Here is a 22475-nt window from a genome sequence, read left to right as displayed (position 1 = left end):
CGCCCCCAGCCGTTGGTGCGAGGATGGCCGGGACAACCCCCTTCTCGTGCTCGGGCGCCCAACCATGACGGGTTCAAGCCGCAGCGACTGGATCGAAAACCACTTGATACGAAACGGCAGGAAAGACGTTCTATACCAGGCTTCTGAACAGCCGCAAATAACCATCCGCGCACGCAGCATAGGTGAAGTCGCCGGCGCGCGCTTTGAGTGTGGTCGCTGGAAACCGCGCCTTCTCATCAAGGATACGCCCCAATCCCGCCGCCAACGCTGCCGGATCCTGCGGCGGCACCAGGATGCCATACATCCCGCTCGCGAGGATCTTGGCTGGCCCGTGCGGACAATCCGTCGACAGCACCGGAGTGCCGCATCCCAACGCCTCCACCAGCACGTTGCCGAAACCTTCGGAGCGGGAGGACAGGACAAACGCGTCCGCTTCCCGCATGTAAGGCAGCGGGTTCTGCACGAAGCCGACGAAATCCACATGCGCCGCGATGCCCAGGGAATGCGCAAGCGCTTCCAGTTCCGCTCGCATCGGCCCGGCTCCCAGCATCAAGAGGCGAGCGCGATCGCGACGGACATGCAGGGAGAAGGCATGCAGCAGGGTGCGGTGATCCTTCATTTCCACTAGGCGGCCGGCGCTAACAAACACCGGGCGGTCGCGGGCCTCCAGCCAGGGATGCGTCACCGGGGCATTCGCTCGGCTCTCGAAGTCATCGCCGATCACGGCATTGCTGATCGTGCTGACCTTGCGCGCCGGCAGGCCACCGTTGCGGATGAGTTCCCCGGCGATGCCATCCGAAACCGCCACCGCATGGTCGATCCAGGACGCCAGCATCCGATAGCAGAACGGCACCCAGCGATGCTTCCAGTTCACTGTCGCATGAAAGCCCGACGTCAGCGGGTTGTGCTGGCAAATCACCAGCTTGGTTCTGGACCCGGTCAACGCCTTGGCCAGCGACGCCGCAACGTTCTTATGGTCGACATTGGCCATGAAGATGCTCGGCTGGTCGTTCCGCAGATACCGCCGGAGCCGTTGGACATCCTGCAATGTGCGGCGGCTGTGCAGGTCGATGACCGGTACACCATCCGGCAGCAGCGGCAGCAGCTCACCGCGGACCTTGTGCAACACCAGTGTCACGTCCACGCCGCGCGCCCGCAGTTCGCGTGCAAGCACGAGGCATTGGCGCTCGACCCCGCCCGGCGAAAGGTCCTGGATGTAGATGGCCGCCGACAGGGGTTTGGCCGGCGGCACAATCGACATCGATGAGTTCATGCTGACTGCGGCCTCGGCACTTGACCAGGCAAGTAAATCATCGATTGCCACGCTGACCCCACTAAGATGCGTGCGTAAAACGTCGACGCTGACGGATTGATCTGACCTGGACGGGAGCAGAGGTTCGAAGACCTTTAAACGCGACGACCTTCAGACACCCGGCAAATTCGACTGCACAGAGGTGGATCGTTCGGTTCAAGAAGTCGATACCAGACGTCCGGATTGCCTGAGGTGGATGATCACAACCGCGTTCTGCCGAAAGCTGCGGGCCAGACGGATCGCCGGCCGCCAGTTTCCAAACAGCAGCAGGTGCGCCTCACACCAGCCTCGCCACGACCCTTTGGCGGCCAGCGCCGGCCAGCGGCGCGCGGTCTGCTCAAGCCGAGCCTGCATGCGCCGGTTCCAGCCCAGCGGCATCCGGCGGGAGAATGGGTTGAAGGCAGTGACGAACGTGCCGGTTCGGCTGCGATGCACGGACAACAGCCGGTCCATGGCGACCGAACGGCAGCCGATCCGCACAACCGCGCCGGCGGCTTCATATCGGCTCTGGCGGTAGGCCAGCGGAAAAATAGCGTGCACCTAAACCGCGTCGCGCATGGCAAACACCACGTCACGATGCACGTGGACCGACATCAACACGCCGAATCCGACCATAACCGTCAGCATCGCAGATCCCCCATGTGAAACCAGCGGCAGAGGCACGCCACCAACCGGAATCACGCCCATGACCATCGCGATGTTGACAAACACGTAAAGGAAAAAATTGCAAGAGATGCCCAGGGCCACCAGCCGGCCAAACTGATTGCGGCAGCGAATTGCAATCAGCATGCCGCCCAGGATTATAAGGCACAGCAGCCCCATGACGACCAGGCCGCCGACCAACCCGAATTCTTCGCCAATCATGGTAAAAATAAAGTCAGTCTGCTTTTCCGGCAGGAAATCCAGGTGGCCCTGGGTGCCCTGCAGGAAGCCCTTGCCCCATAGCCCGCCGGACCCCAGGGCGATCTTGGACTGAATGATGTTGTAGCCCGCTCCCAGCGGATCGCTTTCCGGATGTAAGAAGGTGTCGATCCGCGCCCGCTGGTAATCGTGCATATGCGCGTAGGCAAACTCCGCCAGAAACGGGATCGGCAGTGCGACCAGCAGGAACTTCCACCATCTTACGCCGGCGGCAAAGAAGACGGCGGCGCCCAGTATCGCGGTGATGGCCGCGGTGCCCAGATTAGGCTCCTTCAGGATCAGCCCGACCGGGATCAGCACGGCCAGCAGCGGCGGGATTAGGAACAACGGGTTGCCCATCCGCTCCCACGACGCGCGATGAAACCAGGCCGCGAGCGCCAGCACCAGCGCCAGTTTCATCAGTTCGGATGGCTGGAGTTGCAGACCGCCGAGTTCCAGCCAGCGCTCCGCCCCCTTACCGACATGCCCCATCCGCAGCACCAGCAGCAGCAGCACGGCGCAGCCCAGCCAGGCCGGCCAGGCGAGGCGGGCGATGAACCTGATATCCACCATCGCAATCGCAAGCATCAGCACCAGACCCAGGGCGAACCGCACCCCATGACGTGTCGCGAATGGCTCAGGACCGCCGCCGGCGCTGTACAACGCGGTGTAGCCGACGCCGGCAAGCAGGCAAAGCAGCAGGACGTACAGCCAGTTGATCCGCCGAAACTTGCCCACCGCGTCGAACGACACTCCGCGCCAGGGGCGGCGATCCGTCATGACCGCGCCTGATTCCCAGGCAACGGCGTCGCGTCGGCAACGGGCGGGTTCGTCTGGTTGACCGGATCGCGCCGCAGCACCTCGGTCATGATGTCCCGCGCCATTGGGGCCGCCGCCGCGGCACCGGCGTTGCCATGCTCGACCACCACCGACACCGCGTAGCGCGGATCGTCATAGGGGGCATAGGCGACGAACAAGGCGTGCGGACGATACTCCCAGGGCAGCTTCCCGCTGTCGAAGTGGCCGCTTTCGCGCAGCTCCCGCGATACCCGCCGGACCTGCGCGGAACCGGTCTTGCCGGCCAGTTGCACCGCCGGATCGGCCAGCCTAGCCAGCGGCGCGGTGCCACCCGGTTCATTGACCACCGCCCACATGCCCTGCCGCACCATATGCAGCAGCTTGTCAGCCACGGCGAGCGGCGGATGGTCTGCCGCCGTCGCCCCAGGCCGCAGCACGCCGCCCAGCTTGCGTGTCAGATGCGGCTGCACCGCCCGCGCGCTGGCGATGCGGGAGACGTAGGTCGCAAGCTGCAGCGGCGTCACCTGGATAAAGCCCTGGCCGATGCCGCTGACAATGGTATCGCCCAGGTTCCAGGCGTGGCCGTGGCTGACCCGCCATGCCCGCGTCGGGATCAGGCCAGGACGTTGGCCGGGCAGATCCAGCGCCAGTTCCACCCCCAGGCCGAACCGGTTGGCCATCGCCGCGATGGGGTCGATGCCAGTGCGACGGGCAACCTCATAGAAATAGACGTCGCAACTGTGCTTCAGGCCGCCCTGCAGGTCGAGCATCCCGTGGCCGCCCTTGCGCCAGCAGTGGAACCGCGTATTGCCGATATCGAGGTAGCCTGGACAGTGAATGCGGTCCGTCGGGCTGATCGCCCTGGATTCCAGCCCGGCCAGCGCCACCGCCATCTTGAAGGTTGATCCAGGCGCATAGAGACCGGACGTCGCCTTGTTGATCAGCGGCGTGCGGCGGTCCGCATTCCATTCCAGCCACTGCGCCTGCGAAACGCCGGCGTTGAACAGGATCGGGTCGAAGGACGGGTTGGTGGCCATCGCCAGCACCTCGCCGTTGCGGCAGTCCATCACCACGGCGCTGGCGCTTTCGTCGCCCAGCGTCCGCAGCACCGACTGCTGCAAGCCGGCATCGAGGGTCAGCCCGACTTCTTCTCCCTGCACGCCGTCCTGGCGGTCCAGTTCGCGGATCACCCGGCCGACCGCGTTCACCTCAAGCCGCACCGCCCCGGCGCGTCCGCGCAGCGCCAGGTCATGGTACTTCTCTATCCCGGCGCGGCCGATCCGCAGACCAGGCAGGCCCAGCAGCGGATCGTCGGCGACGTCCTGATCGTTCGGCGGCGCGACATATCCGACAACATGCGCGAGTTGCTCGCCGAACGGGTATTCGCGCGTGGTGCCCGCATCGACGACGATGCCGGGCAGGTTCGGGGCATTGACCTCGATCCTCGCCATGTCGTCCCAGGTGAGGAACTCGCGGATCAGCACCGGAATGAACTTGCGCCGGCGGTGCAGCTCCCGGTCGATCCGCGCCCGCTCATACTCATTGAGCGGCAGCAGCGCGGAAAACGCGTCCAGGGTCGCCGCCACGTCATTTGTCTGTTCGGCGATCAGCACGGCGCGCCAGTTGGTGCTGTTGCCGGCCACGACCACGCCGAACCGGTCCAGGATGCGGCCGCGCGGCGGGGCGATCATGCGGGCGCTGATGCGGTTCTCGTTCGCCAAGGTGGTAAAGCGGGCACCTTCCCGCACCTGCACCTGATACAGGCGGGATCCCAGCATACCTAGAATGGCAACCTGTCCGCCCATTAGCAGCAGCGCGCGCCGGGTAAAGACGCCGGTGCGTTTCACCGCCCGCTTCATATGCAACCGGGTATCTGTAACCTTGACGTCATGGCGGCCGCAGGGCCGCCATCCACGCCTTGCGGTGCTGGCCTCGGCGAAAGCGTGGACGCCGGGCCTGCCCCTCCCTCAAGTGCCCGGTCGCCCGCCATGACGGCACTGACCAACCGTGCCTGATCCACCGCGGTTCCTTGTCCACAAGCCCAATGCGCCATCAGGCCCGCTCCGCACTGGTAATCGAGCGCTGCGCCGCCGCCAGCGGCACCGCGATCACGGGATAGATCGCAACGCTCAAGATCGCCTGGAACACCACCGCCTCGGGGGACAGCAGGCGGAACGTCAGCAGCATGACCAGCAGCCAGATCAGCAGCGCGGCGCCCGCGGCAACCGGGATGAACGCCAGCCAGGCCAGCGCGAAGCCGCGTTGCGCGAGGACCTGGCGAAGCCGAAGTGCGACCCCGTGGCAGCATAGCAGGGTCAGCACGCCGGCACCCGGCGGCAGATAGCCCAGCAGGTCGAGCAGCAGGCCGATCACGAAGACGGCGGGTGGCGGCAGGTAGTCCGGCTGAACCAATGACCAGAACCAGACGCAGCCGATCGCCACGGCAGGCAGCAGAGGCGGCTGGGCAGCGATCCCGAGGGGTGCCGTGGTCAGCAGCATCAGCAGAAACGTGGCACAGGTGGGGAAGCTGATCCGCGCGGCGCTGTCCAGCCGGCGGCCCAGGCTTGCTCTGGGGCGGACACCTGGGTGCCGGTCGCTTCGCACCATCAATGCTCGCCAGGCGTGATCGGCGACGCCGGCTGTCCCTGCGGATGCGGCGGGGATCGCGCCGCTTCGGCAGACGCGATGTCATTCACGCCGTAGTCGAAGATCCGCACCAGTTCCAGCTTCTGGAGCATTGCGGCGGGCTCGACCTCTGGGGTGCCGCCGCCGGCATAGTGCACGGTGCCGACCGGCAGATTGGCCGGGAACGCATCTGCCTCGGCGCTGGTGACGATCCGCTCGCCTTCCTGTGGAACGGTGCCCTCGGGCCAATAGAGCAGCCGCGGCCGGCTTCCGTTGGTGCCGATCAGGATGGCGTGGGCGCGCGATGCTTCCAGCATGACCGGGATACGGCTGTTGAGGTCGGTGATCAGCAGGACGCGCGCGGTGCGGGCGCCCACGTCGGTGACGCGGCCGACCAGTCCGCGTTCATCGACCGCGATCTCGCCCCGGCGAATGCCGTGGTGGGGGCCGATCGACAGCAGCACCGCCTTGCCGTAGACGCCGCCGGCATCGGCGACGACCCGCGCGGTGACGAAAGACGCCGGGGGATTAGGGATCCAGCGCAGGCTGGCTTTCAGACGCTGGTTTTCGGCGTCCAGGGCCAGCGCGATCGACTGCCAGCGATGCAGCCGCTCATTCTCGTCGCGCAGGCGGGCATTCTCCGCCCGCATTGCCCACAGGTCGGCAAGTTCGGTCACGGCGGCCTGAACCCGCTCGGATGGTCCCGCCATAGCGGCATAGATCGGCACCAGCGCATCCGCCAGCGCCAGCCGCACACGCTCGGCCACCACCGAATCCGCCTTGCCCAGAAGCATCAAGGCGAACGAAGCCAGGATCAGCATCGGCAGGGTCATCCGCGCCAATGCCTGGCGGGCCTGGATCGAGAGGCGGATCATTGGCACCTTCACGGAGGAAGATCAGCGCGAACGGCCTTGCTGACATCCTCCACTGGCCCACCTGGACGCCCGCTCGGACGCCCTTCTGGCGTTGCCTGCCTCTAATACATGCTTGTCAGCACGTTACTCAAACGTTTTCTCTCCTCCAACGCCCGTCCGGTGCCAAGTGCGACGCATTGCAGCGGGTTTTCCGCTATGACGACGCCAAGCCCCGTCGTATCGCGCAGTACCTGATCCAACCGATGCAGCAGCGCACCGCCGCCGGTGAGCACGATGCCCCGGTCAACGATGTCGGCGGCCAGTTCGGGCGGCGTGTTTTCCAGCGCGACCTTCACCGCCTCGACAATGGCGGACACCGGTTCGGCCAGGCTTTCGGCGATCTGCCGCTGGCTGATCAGCACCTCCCGCGGAACGCCATTCATCAGATCGCGGCCGCGCACTTCCCGGAACGGGCCATCCTCGCCGGAACTCGGAGCGGCCGCGGCGCCCAACTCCATCTTCGTGCGTTCAGCCGAGGACTCGCCAATCAGCAGGTTATGGTTGCGGCGAATGTAGCTGATGATTGCCTCGTCCATCTTGTCGCCGCCGACGCGGACGCTGCGCGAATAGACGATGCCGCCCAGGGAGATCACCGCGACCTCGGTGGTGCCGCCGCCGATATCGACGATCAACGAACCCGACGGCTCGGTCACCGGCAGGCCGGCGCCGATCGCGGCGGCCATCGGTTCCTCGATCAACTGCACCTTCCGTGCCCCGGCACTTTCCGCGCTTTCCTGAATGGCTCGGCGTTCCACCGCAGTGGAACCGGAGGGGACGCAGATGATGATCACCGGTGAGGCGAAACGGCGGCGGTTGTGCACCTTGCGGATGAAGTGCTTGATCATTTCCTCCGCCACTTCGAAATCGGCGATGACGCCGTCGCGCAGCGGCCGGCTGGCAGTGATGTAGCCTGGGGTGCGGCCGAGCATCTGCTTGGCTTCCTCGCCGACCGCGACCACCTGTTTCTTGCCGCGGACATCGGCAATGGCGACGACGCTGGGTTCCGCCAGCACAATGCCTCGGCCTTTGACATACACCAGCGTGTTGGCCGTGCCGAGATCGATCGCCATGTCGGCTGACATGAAGCCGAGCAACCGGGTGAACATCCAGAGAACCTTTGGTCGGAATGCGAAGGATTGGCCCTCGTGTCCTGCCCCCCGAAGTTCGTCGCATCTTGTGACGGACGTACGGTTAAGTAGGCCACTGAAAACAAGGAACTAGTGGCCGGGGTCTGGGGTTCACCCATGATGGCGAACCTACGACTCAGGTCACTAGAGAATCACGACGTGAGGAGGCGTGCAAGCGGCACCAGACGGCTTAGCCTTCACGGTTGCAGATCACAAGGGGTTGCTTGACAAACCCTTGATGAGCTGCCGCAAAGTTGCCGCTTTTTTGTCGCGAATTGGCAAGTTTCTCGGTCAATCTGTCACCCGCGAGGACAGGAGTTTTGTTATGCGCATTGTTGAGGTGGTGATGTTGTCCGGGCTGATGTTGGGTCTGGCAGGGTGCGGCGGAGATCCGGCGACCCGGGCTGTCTCTGGCGGCTTGATCGGCGCGGGGGCCGGCGCTGGCGTTGCGGCGGTTGCCGGTGGCCGGCCCGCAACCGGCGCGCTCCTCGGTGGCGGGGTGGGTGCCGTCGGCGGGGCGGTGACGCACTGACGCTTGCGCCTGTCCATGCAGGTGAATGTATCTGTGCAAGGCAGCGGTTCAGCGCCTTTGGCGCCCGTCATCGCAAGATCTGTCTGAACCCTATATCAATAACTGTATCGTAACATAATGGCTTAGCTGCCTTGCCTCAGGCGAGGTCTGCGAATAGTCAGCCGCCATGCAGCTACATTCGCCTGTTTTGCAATAGCAGCCATGGCCTTTTACCGGTCAGGCGCATTGCCGTTCCGATGCCGTCCGACATGCCGCAGTCCGATAACATATAGTTGCATTGTCGGTATCAGGCTGTCAACCAATCCTGATTTTGTAGGCTTCCCAAGGCATCGGCCACGCATTCGCCAGCCTCGCTAGCCAGTATGATCGGTTCAAATGGATCAGATGGATCCAGAAGGTCGGGGTCCTGGTGGCAGCGATAAAGGTGCTCTTCGTCACAAGTGAGGTCGCCGGCCTCGCCAAGGCAGGCGGCCTTGGCGAAGTGTCGGCCGGCCTGCCACTCGCGCTGCGGCAACGTGGCATCGACGTCCGCATCGTCATGCCAGCCTACGCCGAGGTCATGGCGAAAATCCCCGCCGTGGCATGGACCGGTCACCTTCCCGGACGTGCCGCAGTTCCAGCCGCTCGGCTTGGCGAGGTGCGCCTGCCGGACGGCATGATCCTGTATCTGGTTGCAGCAGCCTGCTTGTTCGACCGGCGGGGCACGCCTTATTGCACGCCAGAGGGTGCCGACTGGCAGGACAATCACCTGCGCTTTGCCCGCCTCTCGCTGGCCGCGGCGGACATTGCCGCCGGGCGCGGCGGGCTGGACTGGACCCCCGACATCGTCCATGTGAACGACTGGCCAGGCGGCTTGACGCCAGCCTACATGCAGTGGGACGGCACGCGCATCCCCACTGTCCTGACCATCCACAACATTGCCTATCAAGGCAATTTCGACGCCACCCAGCGTCACGGGCTGGGCATCCCGGATGCGGCGTTCAATGTCAACGGGGTGGAATTCCACGGCCGCGTCTCCTTCCTGAAAGCCGGCAGCTTCTATGCCAGCCACGTCACCACGGTCAGCCCGACCTATGCCAAGGAAATCACCACCGAGTCGCTTGGCGCCGGCCTGCATGGCCTGATGCAGGGACGCGCGTCGCGGGGACAGCTTTCCGGCATCGTGAATGGCATTGACGAGAGCTGGGATCCCGGCAGCGATCCGCATCTGCCGCATCATTTCGAGCCCGATGACCTGGACGGCAAGCAGGCCAATGCGGACGTCATTCGCACCGGGCTGTGCCTGCGTCCATCCGACGGGCCCTTGTTCGGCATCGTCTCCCGCCTGGTGCATCAGAAAGGCCTGGACCTGGTGGCCGAAGCGGCGAACGACATCGTCGGCAACGGCGGCCAGATCGCCATCCTCGGCCTGGGCGATCCGGAGATCGAGCATATGCTCAGCCGGACCTCCCGCCGGCATCGCGATGATATCGGCGTGCTGATCGGCTTCAACGAGCCAATGGCGCGCCGCATCGTCGCCGCCAGCGACTTCACGCTGATGCCGTCTCGGTTCGAACCGTGCGGCCTGACCCAGATGCAGGCGCAGCGCTATGGCGCCCTGCCGATCGCCCATGCCACCGGCGGACTGGCGGACACCATCGATGACGGGACAACCGGCTTTCTGTTCTCCAACCTGTCCTCGGATGGTTTGATGTCCGCCTGCCACCGGGCCTTCGACGCCTATGACGATGAGGCGCTGCTGGCCGAGATGCGCCGCGCGGCGATGGCACGGAGTTTCGGCTGGTCCGGTGCGGCGGCCGAATATGATGCATTGTACCGCCGCCTGATCGGCCACCAGCCGGCGCCGGTGCGGCCGTCTCCAAGGTCTCGCGTCCAGCCCGCGCCGCCGGTCGTCAACGATGCGCTGGAAGTGGCGGCCTGACCGCACCACGCCGTCGGATCACCATCGGAAAGGTGCTTCTGGACACAGGTTTCACCGATGTTGTACGATTAACGCCTCGGCCTGAAAAAAGGAAGATACCGTGCGTGCCTGCAAGGGTTTGGCCGCCCTGATCAGCCAATCCATTCAGGCCGTCGCGGCGCCTCGAGCCCGACAAGCATGATCGGCAACAGCGCGCTGGATGAAATGGCGGACGGTGCCGGTGGCGTCAAACCGCACTGGCGGTCCCTGCTCTCCGCCATGTTCAGCCTGGGCAGCGAAACCCTGGCGCAGCGCGCGCACCTGCTCGACCAGTCGTTCGAGGAGGAGGGCATCACCGCCATCCTGCCGGGGGAACGCGCGGTCAACTGGCGCTGCGATCCGATCCCGCTGCCGCTGGCGGCGGCCGAGTTCGCCGCGCTGGAATTCGGCCTGGCGCAACGCGCCGATCTGCTGAACCTGATCCTGGCCGATCTGTATGGCCCGCGGACACTGCTGGCCGAGGGGCTGCTTCCGCCCGATCTGGTCTATGGCAATCCGGCGTTCCTGCGTCCGTGCCGCCGGGTCGATGGCCAGCACCGAAATCGCGTCCTGTCATTCTACGCCGCCGACCTGCTGCGCGGCTCCGACGGTGCCTGGCGGGTGCTTGCCGACCGCACCGACCAGGGCCAGGGCCTCGCCTATGCGCTGGAAAACCGCCGCATCCTTGGCCGCGTCGTGCCGGAGCTGTTCCAGTTCCAGAGGATCCGGCAGCTCCGCCCCTTCCTCGACATCATCAGCGAGACGTTGCAGGCGCTTGCTCCCGACGACGATGCGGCGGTCGCGCTTCTCAGCGGCGGCCACGCCGACCCGATGTGGTTCGAGCATGTGCTGCTGTCGCGGGAACTGTCGATCAACCTGGTGGAGAGCGGCGACCTCACACTGCGCAACGGCCAGGTCTTTCTCAAGACCCTGCGGGGACTGCGGCGGATCGGCGTGCTGCTGCGACGCAAGGACGGCGACCAGGTCGACTCGCTGGAACTGGCGTCCGGCGTCGGCGTGCCCGGACTGCTGGAAGCGATCCGCGCGGGTTCGCTGCGCATGGCGAACAATCCTGGTTCCGCCCTGGCCGAGGCCCCTGCCCTCGCCGCCTTCCTGCCCAGTCTGGCTCGCCGGCTGTTGTCCGAAGATCTGCGGGTGGCCAGCCAGGCCACGTTGTGGCTGGGTGAAGGGGCGGTGGTTCGCACCGTGCTGCGCGACCTGGAAGGCTGGGTTATCCGGCCGGCAACCGACGGCGATTCTATACCGGTGGTGCCGATGATGCTGTCCGCACGGGAACGCGCGGATCTGGCGGCCGGCATCGCGGCGATGCCAGCCGCCTATGCCGCTTCCATGGCGCCAACGCCCTCCGTGGCGCCCTGCGCCGGTCCGCACGGCCTGGAGGCGAGGCCGGTCGCGCTGCGCATGTTCCTGTGCTTCGATGGCACGCGCTGGCGGGCGTTCCCAGGTGGCCTCGCCCGCGCCCTGTCGGATGAAGACGCCCTGGCCGGCCGGCTGCCGCGCAATGCCTTGTCGAAGGACGTCTGGGTGCTGGCGGAGGAAAGCAGCGCCACCCAGGGTGTGCTCGGCGTGATCACGCCGATTCTGGCGATCCGCCGCACGGCGGGGGACCTGCCGTCCCGCGTGGCCGATAATTTCTACTGGCTGGGTCGCTATCTGGAACGGCTGGAGGAAGCCGCCCGCCTGCAGCGCGCCATGATCGCCCGCATCCTGCGTCCCTTGCCGTCGGCCCGCGAGCTTGCCGAGATGCAGGTGCTGATGGCCAGCCTGAGCAGCGCCGGCATGATCAATCCCGAGGAAAACACCGTGCTGGGCGTCGGCATGCTGGCCTCCACGGTGACACGCGCCTTCCGCGCCAACGGCCGGATGCGCCGGGTGCTGGGCCATGTGTCACGGCAGGTCGATCAGCTTCGCGACCGCCTGACCGGTGAGATGCACACCGTGCTGACCCGCTCGCTGCGCGACCTGGGGGAGGCGATGCGCAAGCTTCCGTTCGACTCCGATGCGTCGGCATTGGAATCGGCGTCCCACCTGACGACGGAGATCCTGGCCTTCGCCGCCACCGTCGCCGGACTGGTGGCCGAAAACATGGTACGCGGCGGCGGCCGGCTGTTCCTGGATTTCGGCCGCCGAACCGAGCGGGCCCAGGCCATCGTCACCGAACTGGCGGACGTGCTGGACCAGCCGGACGCAGCCAGCCAGCCGGGCCGGGTGGAAGCGGGACTGCGCCTGGCGCTGGAGCTGAGAGACTCGATGATCACCTACCGCGGCCGCTATCTGGCGGTATTGCAGCCGGCGCCGGCGCTCGACCTGATCCTGGCGGATGAAGGCAATCCGCGCGGCCTGGCATTCCAGTTGGCCACGCTGCGTGATCTGCTCCGCGAGATTGTGGAAGACGGCGACACTTTGGTGATGGCGATGGAGCCGCTGCTGCAGGAAGCCCAGGACATCGTGCAGGAGGTGATACGCTCGCCCGAGCAGATGTCCACCGCAGCCCGGCTTCCGCCGCGGCTGCGCGCGCTGTCCCGCGCCATCGGCGCAATGGCGGAACGGGTATCGCGGCGCTATTTCACGCTGCTGCCGATCGCGCGCAGCTTGGGCGTGGAAAACCGGCCGCGGCGCGGGGCAGCTTGAGGAAGGGCGCATGGGGTCGTGACATGCGTGGAGGTACCTGGTCGGCATCATCCGCGGTCTTAGCGCGTTAAACAATGATGTCGGACCACCGATGCCTCTCCCCAACGCTGACGCCGCCGAACGCTGGTCCAGTGCCTGCCAGGGATCGGTCAGCCAAGAACAAGCAGGACTCATCATCATGAGCGGAATGAAACTCGAGATCGCCTTTTGGAACTATGATCGAACGCGCGCTCTGGCCGACGGCACCGTCACGATCGAGGGCGTTGACGCGACCTTCCACAGCGCGCGCATTGTTACTGAAATCTTCGAGCGCATGATCCGGAAGCGCGCGTTCGATGTGTCGGAACTCGGCATGACGTATTTCCTGCGCACCATGGACTTTGACGATCCGCCATTCGTCGCAATTCCAGTATTCCCCAATCGCTGCTTCCGGCACTCAGCGATCTACATCAACAAGGCGAGTGGGATTGAGCGCCCGGAGGATCTTGCCGGTAAGACCATCGGTGAACTTGCGGTTTATGGCCATGACGCCGGTATCATGCCAAAGGGCATTTTGTCGGACGACTACGGCTTGAAACCGGAACAATGCCGCTGGATCGTTGGCGGCATTGACTTCCCAATGGAGCCGGTCGACTTCATTCCACAACCGCATCCCGCTGATGTCGAAGTGAAGTCGGCCGCGAAGGGCGCCGATTTGGGCAAAATGCTGGAAGCAGGCGAGATCGACGCCTTAATCTCGGCCGACGTTCCAAAGTGCGTGCTGGAGAAATCGCCCAAGGTCGGCCGGCTGTTCGACGACTATGAGGGGGCTGAGCGCTCCTACTTTCAGCGCACGGGCATTTTCCCAATCATGCACACGGTGGTGGTCCGCAGGGAACTTGCTGCCGGGCGGCCGGACATTGTCAAGGCTGTCTACAGGGGTTTCTGCGACGCGAAGCAGGCTGTGACGGAGCAATATGTGAAGGGCATGACCTTCAACAACATGGCCACCATGTTGCCGTGGTTTAGCAGGCTCATCGACGAGGACCGCAGCCTGCTGGGTGATGACTGGTGGCCCTATGGCATGGCAGCCAATCGTAAGGCAGTCGATGTCGTCTTGCGCTATCATTACGAACAAGGCCTCACGCAGCGGCGATTGACCTGCGAGGACATATTCGCGAAGGAACTGCTCGAGACCTGAGCGCGGGGCGGATACCGATTTCGGTCGCCGAGGTCTGCTTTGCGTTCAGGCTTTCCGAAAGCGGACTGTTCAGTCGCGGCCAGAATACGCCATTGAACATACCCTGATGACTGTCCGCTTCGCGCCCATGGCGGACAAACGGTCGCCGCTTGGCATGCGATCACTGACGCTGGATACACGTGGATGATATCGGCCACTGATCAGAAAGCTCGAGCTTGCATCAGTTACCCTACCCGGATCACACGCCACTCACATGACTGTCAACGCCGATGCACGTCCGCAAAGGATCTTCAGCTGGGAAGGACCGCAAGATCGTGCCGCGCAGCGGCTTGTCGGCTGCTCATTCGCTGGCCAGCCAAAGATGGCCGTGCCGTTTCTGATCTAAGGTTGTCTGACCAACGGATTGTGCACCTCCGCCCGTCATCGCCTTTTTTCCAGACCAACTCTCCGCGACCAGCCGCAGACAACCGTTTCAGACCCGGCTAGGATGCGTCATGCGTTACCGCGTCCGACACACCTCGCGCTATGGCTACGGCACTCCAGTCGAACTCGCCGCCCATATGGTTCATCTGCGCCCGCGTCCGCGCGCCTTCCAGACCATCATTTCCGAGCAGATCACCACACAGCCCGCCCCCGCTCGGCGGCGTGACGGAACAGATTATTTCGGCAATCTGGTGACCTGGCTGTTCCTGGATTTGCCGCACGCCGATTTCGAGGTCACCGCGGAATCGGTCGTCGAAGTCCTGTCTTCGTCTCATCCCGACCCAGCCGAAACGCCGCCTTGGGAAGCGGTGGTAACGGCCGCGCATGGCCTGGAAGGCTGGCAGGCAGCCGAATACAGCTTCGGCACCACCATGGCGCCGGTCGACGCCGCCACCACAGCCTTCGCCAGCACCTCCTTCACCCCAGGACGCCCGATCCTTCAGGCGGCGATGGATCTGAACAACCGTATTTACAGGGAGTTCCGCTTCCGCTCCGGCGTCACCACCATCTCCACGCCGGTCTCGCAGGTGATGCGGCGGCGCGAAGGCGTGTGCCAGGACTTCTCCCATGTGATGATCAGCGCGCTGCGCGGTCTTGGCCTGCCGGCGCGCTACACCTCGGGCTACATCCGCACCAGGCCGCCGCCAGGACAGCAGCGGCGCCAGGGTGCCGACCAGTCGCACGCCTGGGTCGGCTGCTGGCTGGGTCCCAGGGACGCTTGGGTGGAGCTCGATCCCACCAACGGCATCGTGGTGAAAGACGAGCACGTGCTGCTGGGCTGGGGCCGCGATTACAGCGACGTCAGCCCCGTGCGTGGCGTCATCCTTGGCGGCGGCGACCACACCCTGGCGGTCAGCGTCGATCTGGAGCCGCTGAACGAGACCGGCGACCTGGCATGACGACGCGCATCAAGATCTTGTCCACCCTGGCGGTGATGGGTGCGATGAAGGACCTGACGCATCTGCATCAGGCCAAGACCGGCATCGCGATCGACACCGCCTTTTCGCCTACCATGGCGCTGCTGGACCGGCTGCGTGGCGGCGAAGCGGCGGACATCGCCATCCTGACCGCCCAGGGGATTGACGATCTGACGCATCAGGGCATCGTCCGATCGGGAACCCGCATCGATATCGCGCTGTCCTTCATCGGCATGGCCGTGAAGGCAGGCGCGCCAAAGCCCGACATCGGCTCGGTCGATTCTTTCAAGGCCGCGCTGCTCGGCGCTGGCGCCGTCGCCTACTCCCGCATCGGCGCCAGCGGCCTGTATTTTGCCGAACTGATCCAGCGCCTGGGCATCGCCGCCGAGATCAACGCCCGCGCGGTGATCGTCCCCTCCGGCTTCACCGCCGAACGCCTGGTGAACGGCGAGGCGGCCCTGGCCGTGCAGCAGATCAGCGAGTTGCTGGTCGTGCCGGGGATCGAGGTCGTCGGACCGCTGCCGCGGGAAATCCAGACCGTGGCGACGTTCTCCGGCGGTCTGTTGACGGACAGCGGCGCGGCGGCCGAGCTGCTGGCGTTTCTGGCGTCACCCGTGGCAGAACCAATCCTGCGGCGCGCTGGACTGGAGCCTGCCTCGCGCGACTGACGCGGCGCAAATCATCGTGGGCCGACAATCCTTCGCCAAGCCGAATTGTTAGCCACCGGCCATCCATTCCAGAAAGGCCGCATATGCCCGTCCTGACCGTGGACCACCGCACCACCTATCGCTACGCCAACCCGGTTCGGTTTGGCGAGCACCGCATGATGATGCGTCCGCGCGACAGCCACGACCTGCGGCTGCTGGAGACCTCCCTGATCTTGCGCCCGGCCGGAGCGTCGGTCCGCTGGATCCATGACGTGTTCGGCAATTCGATCGCCATCGCCCGGTTCGCCACGCCGGCAAGCGAACTGCTCGTCGAATCGGTCTTTCGCGCCGAACATTTTCCGTTGCCCGAGAGCGCGGTGCAGGTCGAGGACTACGCGCGCCGATACCCGTTCAGCTATGATGCCTCCGAGGTTCCCGATATCGGACGAACCGCGGAGCGCCACTATCCTGATCCGACGCACCAGGTGGACCTCTGGGCGCGCCGTTTCGTGGCGGAAACCCCTGACCATGAAACACTGGGCATCCTGTCGGCGATGACCAAGGCAATCCAGAACGAGTTCACCTATAATCCACGTGAGGAGATGGGCACGCAGGACCCGGTGAAGACCCTGCGGACGCTGACCGGAACCTGCCGTGACTACGCGCTGCTGATGATGGAGGCCGCTCGCAGCCTGGGATTGGCCGCGCGCTTCGTCTCCGGCTACCTGTATGATGATAGCAAGCTTGGCGGTGGCCCGGACACGCTGATCGGTGGCGGCGTCACCCATGCCTGGTTGCAGATCTACCTGCCGGGCGCCGGATGGGTCACCTTCGACCCGACCAACGGTCTGATCAGCGACCGCAACCTGATCCGTGTGGCGGTGGTGCGCGACCCGAGTCAGGCCGTGCCGCTGAAGGGCACGTTCACGGGTCGGCCGGGCGATTTCCTGGGCATGGATGTTTCGGTGGAGATCCGGACGTGAGGCTTACGTGGCGTAGCACTAATCGCCATAAGGATTGATTCCTTCGGCACTGCCTTATCGTCGTCAGGCGCGGGATTGACGATAGAGGCGGCGCGGCATCTAGAATTGCTGCTCCTCTCGGCCACGGACAAGCTGGGACAAGGTAACCGCCAGAACCAGGGCGCCGCCGTAGAACATGTCCTGGACAAAGCTGCTGCCGCCCATGAACACCAGCCCGGTGATGCCCACCACCAGGAAATACACCGCGATCGCCGAACCCCAGGCGTTGAACCGCCCCGGCGTGATGCTGGTGGACCCCAGGAAAGCAGCGGCAAAGGCCGGCAACAGGTAGGACACGCCCGAGACCGGGTCCGCCGCGCCCTGGGTGCCCGCATACAACACACCGGCGAGCGCGCCCATGAAGCCGGAAACAATGAGGCAGCCGCGGCGGACGCGATCGGTGTTGATGCCGGACAACCGGGCCACTTCCCGTCCCCGGCCGACGAACAACATCTGCCGGCCAATCGCGGTGAATTCAAAGACGTACCAGACCAGGATGCACAGCAGCAGGGCATAATAGAACTCCAGCGGAATGCCGAGCAGCCGGTCGACGATAACCAGGTTCATTAGCCCATCGGAGATGCCGCTGATCGTCATCGAATCACTGACGTACAGCGTCACGCCATGCAGGAATGTGCCAATCCCCAGGGTTACAATCAGGGAGTGAATCCGAAACACGGTGATGAAGAACGCGTTGATCGCGCCAACCATGATCCCCATCGCCAGGGCGGCCAGCACAGCCAGCCCAATCGGCCAGCCATCCTGCCCATTCAGCAACGCGACCATCATCGCCGACAGCGTCATGACATAGGCGATCGAGACGTCGAAGTCGTTCGCCGTCAACGGCACGATCAGGCCAAGTGTCACCACGACAAGGACGGCCTGCGAGCCAAGAATGGTCGACAGGTTCGACCAGGTGAAGAACGTCTCCGGCCGCAGGACGCTGAACACGACGACCAGAATCGCAAGTGCCGCGATCAGCCCATAGCGTTCCGCCAGATCGATGAAACGCGGTTCGTGCCTCGGCCCCGCCTGATCCGGCGCGGCGGCCTTGGCGGCGGCGGTTCCCGGCGTCATGCGGCAAGCCCATAGCAGCACTCGGTGATCGCATGCTTCGACAGCGTCGGCGGCGTCAGCTCTGCGGCGATCCTGCCGCGACCCAGCACCACCACCCGATCGCAGATTTCAGCCAGTTGTTCGGCGTCCGAACTGGCACACAGCACACATGCGCCGGTGGCAGCGGCATCGCGGATCGCCTGATAGACGGTCTGCCGCGCACCGACATCCACCCCTTGGGTCGGTTCGTCCAGCAAAATCAGCTTGGGTGTCAGTTGCAGCCACTTCGCCAGGACGACCTTCTGCTGGTTGCCTCCGCTCAGCGACGCAAGCGGCAGCATCGGCCGGTTTGGAACAACGCCAAAATGCTCTCCCAATAAGCGGCTTGCCGTCACCATTGCACCGCGACGAAGCAAAAACGGCCGGAACCGGCTGACCAGCGCCGGCAGCGTCACATTATCCACGATCGGCAGGGCGCCCACGCCACCCGCGACCGGCCGGTCGCCTGGGATAAGCACGAGACCGGCCGCGATCGCCGCGGCTGGCGTCAGTGCCGTCAGATCGATCCGCTCCGCGCCCAGCGTGAGCGTGCCGGCCCGCGCCTGTAGCGCGCCGTAGACCAGATAAGGCACCTGCTCATACCCGGAACCCAGCAGGCCGGTCAGCCCGACGATCTCCCCGGCGCGCAGCGAAAGAGACATCTCCGCGACTTGGCCGCCGGACAGGTTCGCGATCGCGACAGCCGCGGGGCCGCTGCCGATCGCAACGGCTCTCGAAGGTCCCGCCTTTAGCTGGCGGCCGATGATCATGCCAACCAGCGTATCCCGCGTGGCGTCCGCCGTCGCCAGCACACCCGCCACCTGGCCATCGCGCAGCACCGTCGCGCGGTCGGTGATTTCCAGCACTTCCTCGATATCGTGCGACACGAAAATCACGCTGGCGCCGTTGGCGACCACCCGGCGTATCAGCGTGAACAGACGATCCACGTCGGCGCGCGGCAGGAACGGTGTAGGCTCGTCCAGCACCAGCACGCCGTGGCCACTTCGGGCGTGACCCGCGGCGGTTTCCTCCACCGCCCGGACGATGGCCACCAGCGCGCGCTCCACCGAGGACAGCCGCGACAGCGTCACCGCCGGGTCGATATCAAGTTCATAACGTTCGAACAGACGACGCGCCGCCGCCCGCTCCCGTGGCCAGTTGATCGCCCAGCGACGGCGAAGTCCGCCACGTCCGGAAAGCCGTGTCAGCAACAGGTTCTCCAGCACGGTGACCGGCGGGATCAAGCCGAGATGCTGGTGAACGAACGCCACGCCAAAGGCGCGCACACCACCCGGCGGCAGCGGCAGCGGCACGTCCTGACCCGCGATGCTCAGTGTCGCGCCAGGATCAGGTGCATGAAATCCGGCCAGTATCTTGATCAGGGTCGATTTGCCGGAACCGTTCTGGCCGAGCAGGCCGTGCACCTCACCGGGCGCGACGGCGAAATTCACGGATCGTAGTGCTTGCTGTCCGCCAAAGGTCTTCGACAGGCCGGAGAATGCCAGCGCCGGCGCGGTCACTTCAGTTTCCAGAGCTTTTCGTAGCCCTCGACATAGGCGGCGCCATACCCTTTTGACAATTGCGGCGGCTTGCCTGCGTCCTCCGCGTTATGGCTATCGAAGATATAGAACGGGATTTTCGGGTCGCGCACCTGCGGCAGTTTGCAGAGAATGCGCATCTCCGCGTCAAGCAGCGCGTCGCCGATCCAGTCAAGGTTTTCGCCAATATCCATCTGGATCTTGCCATCCTGCAGCAGACCGAGGACGAACGGCGTGCCGTTGAACGCGTCCATCTTCACGCGCTCGGTCGCGTTCGCCGCGATCACCGCGGGAACCACGAACTGCGACATGCTGTCATAAATGACAATGATGTAGTTCACCGTCGGATCGCTCAGCAGCGCTGACTGCACGTTGGGTGTTATGCGCGTGCCCCAGTCGACCACCGGAAAGTTCAAGACCTTGGTCTTGCAATGATCGCAATGTTTCAGCTCGGCATCTATACCGGCCACCATGCTGTCGGTGGATAGCGCACCGGAGGAGATCAGCACCAGGGCGTTCATGTCCCCCTTGGTGTGCACAACCGCCCAATCCACAAGCAGGGCACCCGCCTTGAAATAATCGATTGGAACGTCGGCGTCGGCGTACTTGTGTACGATGTCGGATTGCTCCTTGCCATTGTAGTGCGACGCCACGACAGGAATGCCGGCGGCACGCGCCGCGCGAACCTGCGGAACCAGCACCCGCGGATCGGTGCCGGCCAGCAGGTCGATCAGGCTCGCCTTCTCGTTCATGGCCGCGTTCATGCCCTGCACCCACTGCGAGCTCTGGCCCTGGTTTTCCCACACCGTGTACTTGAACCCGACCCGGCCGGCGGCGGCGGCCATCGCCTTCTCGATGTTGGCGGTGAAGGGATTGGCCGACGAGACAGGAATACTCAGGATCGACTTCCCGGCCATGCAAGCCTTTGCGTCGAACGCGGGCGCTGGTGCGACGAAGCTTGGTTTCTCGAAGTATGGCTTGAGCTGGGCTTCGAAATAATCCATCCCGTCAGCATGCGCCGGACCCGCGATCAGCGCCGCGACGGCGACTGCCAACGCTTTAAGCACCCAGGTTTTCATGTCACCGCCTCTTCCCGATCCTGAAATCAGTCAGCAAGCAGTATGCCAGCCGCGATTGAAAAGAGAGCCGGATGACCGATTGGTTCTATACGTGATAATGGCCACACGCCGTGCACGGGGTAATATCGTTCATTGTGCTGACTATGTCGTAACGTCGGCAACCAATCCGCCGTTGATGAGGACGGCCGCTCGGTCCCGCGGGCTTTGGGGCTGATGTGAGCCATTCTCAATCACTGGCGTGTTCCTCCCGATAGTCCGCTTGACCGCACTCAGACCGCCGGGCCGCGCCGGATTGCCTCCGGGATCTTGCGCGGAATGAAGGCGCCATCGGACAAGTTGCCGTTGAACTGGCCGCCTTCCACCATGATCTTCCCGCGCAGCATGGTCATGCTTGGCCAGACCGCAACCTCCCAGCCGTCCCACGGCGAGTAGTCGACCGAATGCAGCGCTGACCCATCGATGGTGTGGCCAAGCTTGGGGTCGAGCAACACGATGTCGGCGTCGGACCCGACCGCCAGCACGCCCTTGCGCGGATACAGACCCATGATCCTCGCCGCGTTGGTCGAAACCAGATCGACGAAGTGCTCGACGCTGAAGCCGCGCTTCGTGACCATCTCGGTGTACATCAGCGACACCCGTGGCTCGACCCCGCTGTTGCCGCCGGTCGTGTCATCGATACGCTTGCCGAGAAGCTTCACTTCCAGTGGACAGCAGACTTCGTCGGTGGCGACGCATTGTAACGCGCCGGACCGCATGCCGCTCCATAGCGCCTTCTGGTCCTCGGGATACTTCAGCGACGGATAGGTGTGGTAGATCTGCCCATTCGGCCGTTTGTAGTCCTCGGCATTGAACATGATATACTGATGCAACGTTTCGCCATAGATCGGGTAGCCAGCGGCGCGGGCGCGGGTAACAGCCTCGACGCCGGTGCGAGCGCTGGTATGGACCATGTACAGCGCGGCCCCTGGCACGTTCCGCGCCAGGCCGATGACCCGGTTGAACGACAGCTCCTCCGACATCACAGTGTGCGCTTCAGCGAGATGCTCGAAGCCGGCCTTGTCCTCGGCGATCAGCTTTTCGTACATGTGCATGACAAGGTCGTTGTCCTCGGCATGGATCAATGCCAGGCCGCCTTCGCGCGCGAGGACCTTCAGCACCTCCCAGATGTCGCCGAAGTTGGTCAGGTGCGCCATGCGGCCGGGTGTGATGTCGGTTGTGAACATCTTGACGGTCGGGTAGCCGGCCCGCACCAGTGCGGGGATTTCATCAAGAATCGAGGTGGGCAGCGGACTTTCGACGCCGATGTGCAGCGCATAGTCGCCGTAGCAGCGCTGATCAAACAGGCCGCGGCGCTGCTTCACCGCGTCATGCAGCGTTCCACTGTCATTCTGCCAGAAGACGAAGTCGCACATGGTGGTGGTGCCGCCGAACAGGCTCGCCTTGCTCACCACGCTGGGCATTTCGCTGTCAAAGCTGGCGCCCGCCGGGGCCGGCATCGTCAACCCGCAATGCACGTGTGGATCGATGCCACCCGGCATGACGATCTGGCCCGTCGCGTCAACGATCCGTTGCGCACCGCTGCCAGCGAACACACCGGCTCCGCCGATGGCGACGATCGTCTGGCCGGTCACCGCGATGTCCGCAAGCGCGGCGCCGCTGGGCAGAACCACCATCCCATTGGTGATCACGAGATCGAACATGGCAAAATCTCCTGT

General features: G+C 64.6%; 18 protein-coding genes. 7 read left to right on the top strand and 11 right to left on the bottom strand.

Annotation, left to right across the window (positions count from 1 at the left end):
- Positions 1-130 precede the first annotated feature (130 nt).
- From ACQY4S_RS01635 to ACQY4S_RS01605, 7 genes are all read right to left on the bottom strand, one after another.
- Positions 131-1261 (bottom strand): glycosyltransferase, encoded by a 1131-nt coding sequence (locus tag ACQY4S_RS01635; protein WP_428483431.1) that lies wholly within the window; start codon positions 1259-1261, stop codon positions 131-133.
- Between the two features lie 207 nt (positions 1262-1468).
- Positions 1469-1852 carry a DUF3293 domain-containing protein gene (locus tag ACQY4S_RS01630; RefSeq protein ID WP_428483430.1) on the bottom strand — a complete coding sequence of 128 codons (384 nt, stop codon included), beginning with the start codon at positions 1850-1852 and terminating at the stop codon, positions 1469-1471.
- Positions 1853-2992, bottom strand: coding sequence for a rod shape-determining protein RodA (rodA, locus tag ACQY4S_RS01625; RefSeq protein ID WP_428483429.1), 1140 nt, complete (start codon positions 2990-2992; stop codon positions 1853-1855).
- Complete coding sequence (gene mrdA, locus ACQY4S_RS01620) at positions 2989-4869, bottom strand: penicillin-binding protein 2 (RefSeq protein WP_428483428.1); 1881 nt, start codon at positions 4867-4869, stop codon at positions 2989-2991. The genes rodA and mrdA overlap by 4 nt, the downstream gene beginning before the upstream one ends.
- A 193-nt stretch (positions 4870-5062) precedes the next feature.
- Positions 5063-5617, bottom strand: a complete 555-nt coding sequence (locus tag ACQY4S_RS01615; RefSeq protein WP_428483427.1) for a rod shape-determining protein MreD — start codon at positions 5615-5617, stop codon at positions 5063-5065.
- Positions 5617-6510, bottom strand: a complete 894-nt coding sequence (mreC, locus tag ACQY4S_RS01610; protein WP_428483426.1) for a rod shape-determining protein MreC — start codon at positions 6508-6510, stop codon at positions 5617-5619. Before mreC ends, ACQY4S_RS01615 begins: the two co-directional genes overlap by 1 nt.
- A gap of 101 nt (positions 6511-6611) precedes the next feature.
- Entirely contained in the window at positions 6612-7655 is a 1044-nt protein-coding gene (locus ACQY4S_RS01605; protein ID WP_428483425.1) for a rod shape-determining protein, read from the bottom strand.
- 346 nt (positions 7656-8001) lie between these two features.
- Between ACQY4S_RS01605 and ACQY4S_RS01600 the strand changes: the two genes are divergently transcribed.
- The 7 genes from ACQY4S_RS01600 (at position 8002) to ACQY4S_RS01570 (ending at position 17009) form a co-directional block, all read left to right on the top strand.
- Positions 8002-8208 carry a hypothetical protein gene (locus ACQY4S_RS01600; protein WP_428483424.1) on the top strand — a complete coding sequence of 69 codons (207 nt, stop codon included), beginning with the start codon at positions 8002-8004 and terminating at the stop codon, positions 8206-8208.
- Positions 8209-8632: 424 nt separating this feature from the next.
- Positions 8633-10129 carry a glycogen synthase GlgA gene (glgA, locus tag ACQY4S_RS01595; RefSeq protein ID WP_428483423.1) on the top strand — a complete coding sequence of 499 codons (1497 nt, stop codon included), beginning with the start codon at positions 8633-8635 and terminating at the stop codon, positions 10127-10129.
- Positions 10130-10306: 177 nt separating this feature from the next.
- A complete protein-coding gene (locus ACQY4S_RS01590) occupies positions 10307-12799 on the top strand; it encodes a circularly permuted type 2 ATP-grasp protein (RefSeq protein ID WP_428483422.1) in 2493 nt (830 codons plus the stop codon).
- 91 nt (positions 12800-12890) lie between these two features.
- Positions 12891-13979 (top strand): hypothetical protein, encoded by a 1089-nt coding sequence (locus ACQY4S_RS01585; protein ID WP_428483421.1) that lies wholly within the window; start codon positions 12891-12893, stop codon positions 13977-13979.
- A 494-nt stretch (positions 13980-14473) separates the two neighbouring features.
- On the top strand, positions 14474-15361 hold the full coding sequence (locus tag ACQY4S_RS01580; protein ID WP_428483420.1) for a transglutaminase family protein: 888 nt from the start codon (positions 14474-14476) through the stop codon (positions 15359-15361).
- A complete protein-coding gene (locus ACQY4S_RS01575; RefSeq protein ID WP_428483419.1) occupies positions 15358-16047 on the top strand; it encodes a substrate-binding domain-containing protein in 690 nt (229 codons plus the stop codon). Before ACQY4S_RS01580 ends, ACQY4S_RS01575 begins: the two co-directional genes overlap by 4 nt.
- An 83-nt stretch (positions 16048-16130) precedes the next feature.
- Entirely contained in the window at positions 16131-17009 is an 879-nt protein-coding gene (locus ACQY4S_RS01570) for a transglutaminase family protein (protein WP_428483418.1), read from the top strand.
- A gap of 99 nt (positions 17010-17108) precedes the next feature.
- Here the strand turns inward: ACQY4S_RS01570 and ACQY4S_RS01565 are convergent, their stop codons facing one another.
- The 4 genes from ACQY4S_RS01565 to ACQY4S_RS01550 all read right to left on the bottom strand — a co-directional run bounded on the left by ACQY4S_RS01565 (position 17109) and on the right by ACQY4S_RS01550 (position 22460).
- Positions 17109-18125, bottom strand: coding sequence for an ABC transporter permease (locus ACQY4S_RS01565; RefSeq protein WP_428483417.1), 1017 nt, complete (start codon positions 18123-18125; stop codon positions 17109-17111).
- A complete protein-coding gene (locus tag ACQY4S_RS01560) occupies positions 18122-19663 on the bottom strand; it encodes a sugar ABC transporter ATP-binding protein (protein ID WP_428483416.1) in 1542 nt (513 codons plus the stop codon). Before ACQY4S_RS01560 ends, ACQY4S_RS01565 begins: the two co-directional genes overlap by 4 nt.
- Positions 19660-20760, bottom strand: coding sequence for a sugar ABC transporter substrate-binding protein (locus tag ACQY4S_RS01555; RefSeq protein WP_428483415.1), 1101 nt, complete (start codon positions 20758-20760; stop codon positions 19660-19662). Before ACQY4S_RS01555 ends, ACQY4S_RS01560 begins: the two co-directional genes overlap by 4 nt.
- 269 nt (positions 20761-21029) lie before the next feature.
- Complete coding sequence (locus tag ACQY4S_RS01550) at positions 21030-22460, bottom strand: amidohydrolase family protein (protein WP_428483414.1); 1431 nt, start codon at positions 22458-22460, stop codon at positions 21030-21032.
- Between the last annotated feature and the right edge of the window lie 15 nt (positions 22461-22475).

It is taken from the genome of Rhodopila sp., from assembly GCF_965276935.1.
Classification (GTDB): domain Bacteria; phylum Pseudomonadota; class Alphaproteobacteria; order Acetobacterales; family Acetobacteraceae; genus Rhodopila.
This window is presented reverse-complemented; position numbering and strand designations above follow the sequence as displayed.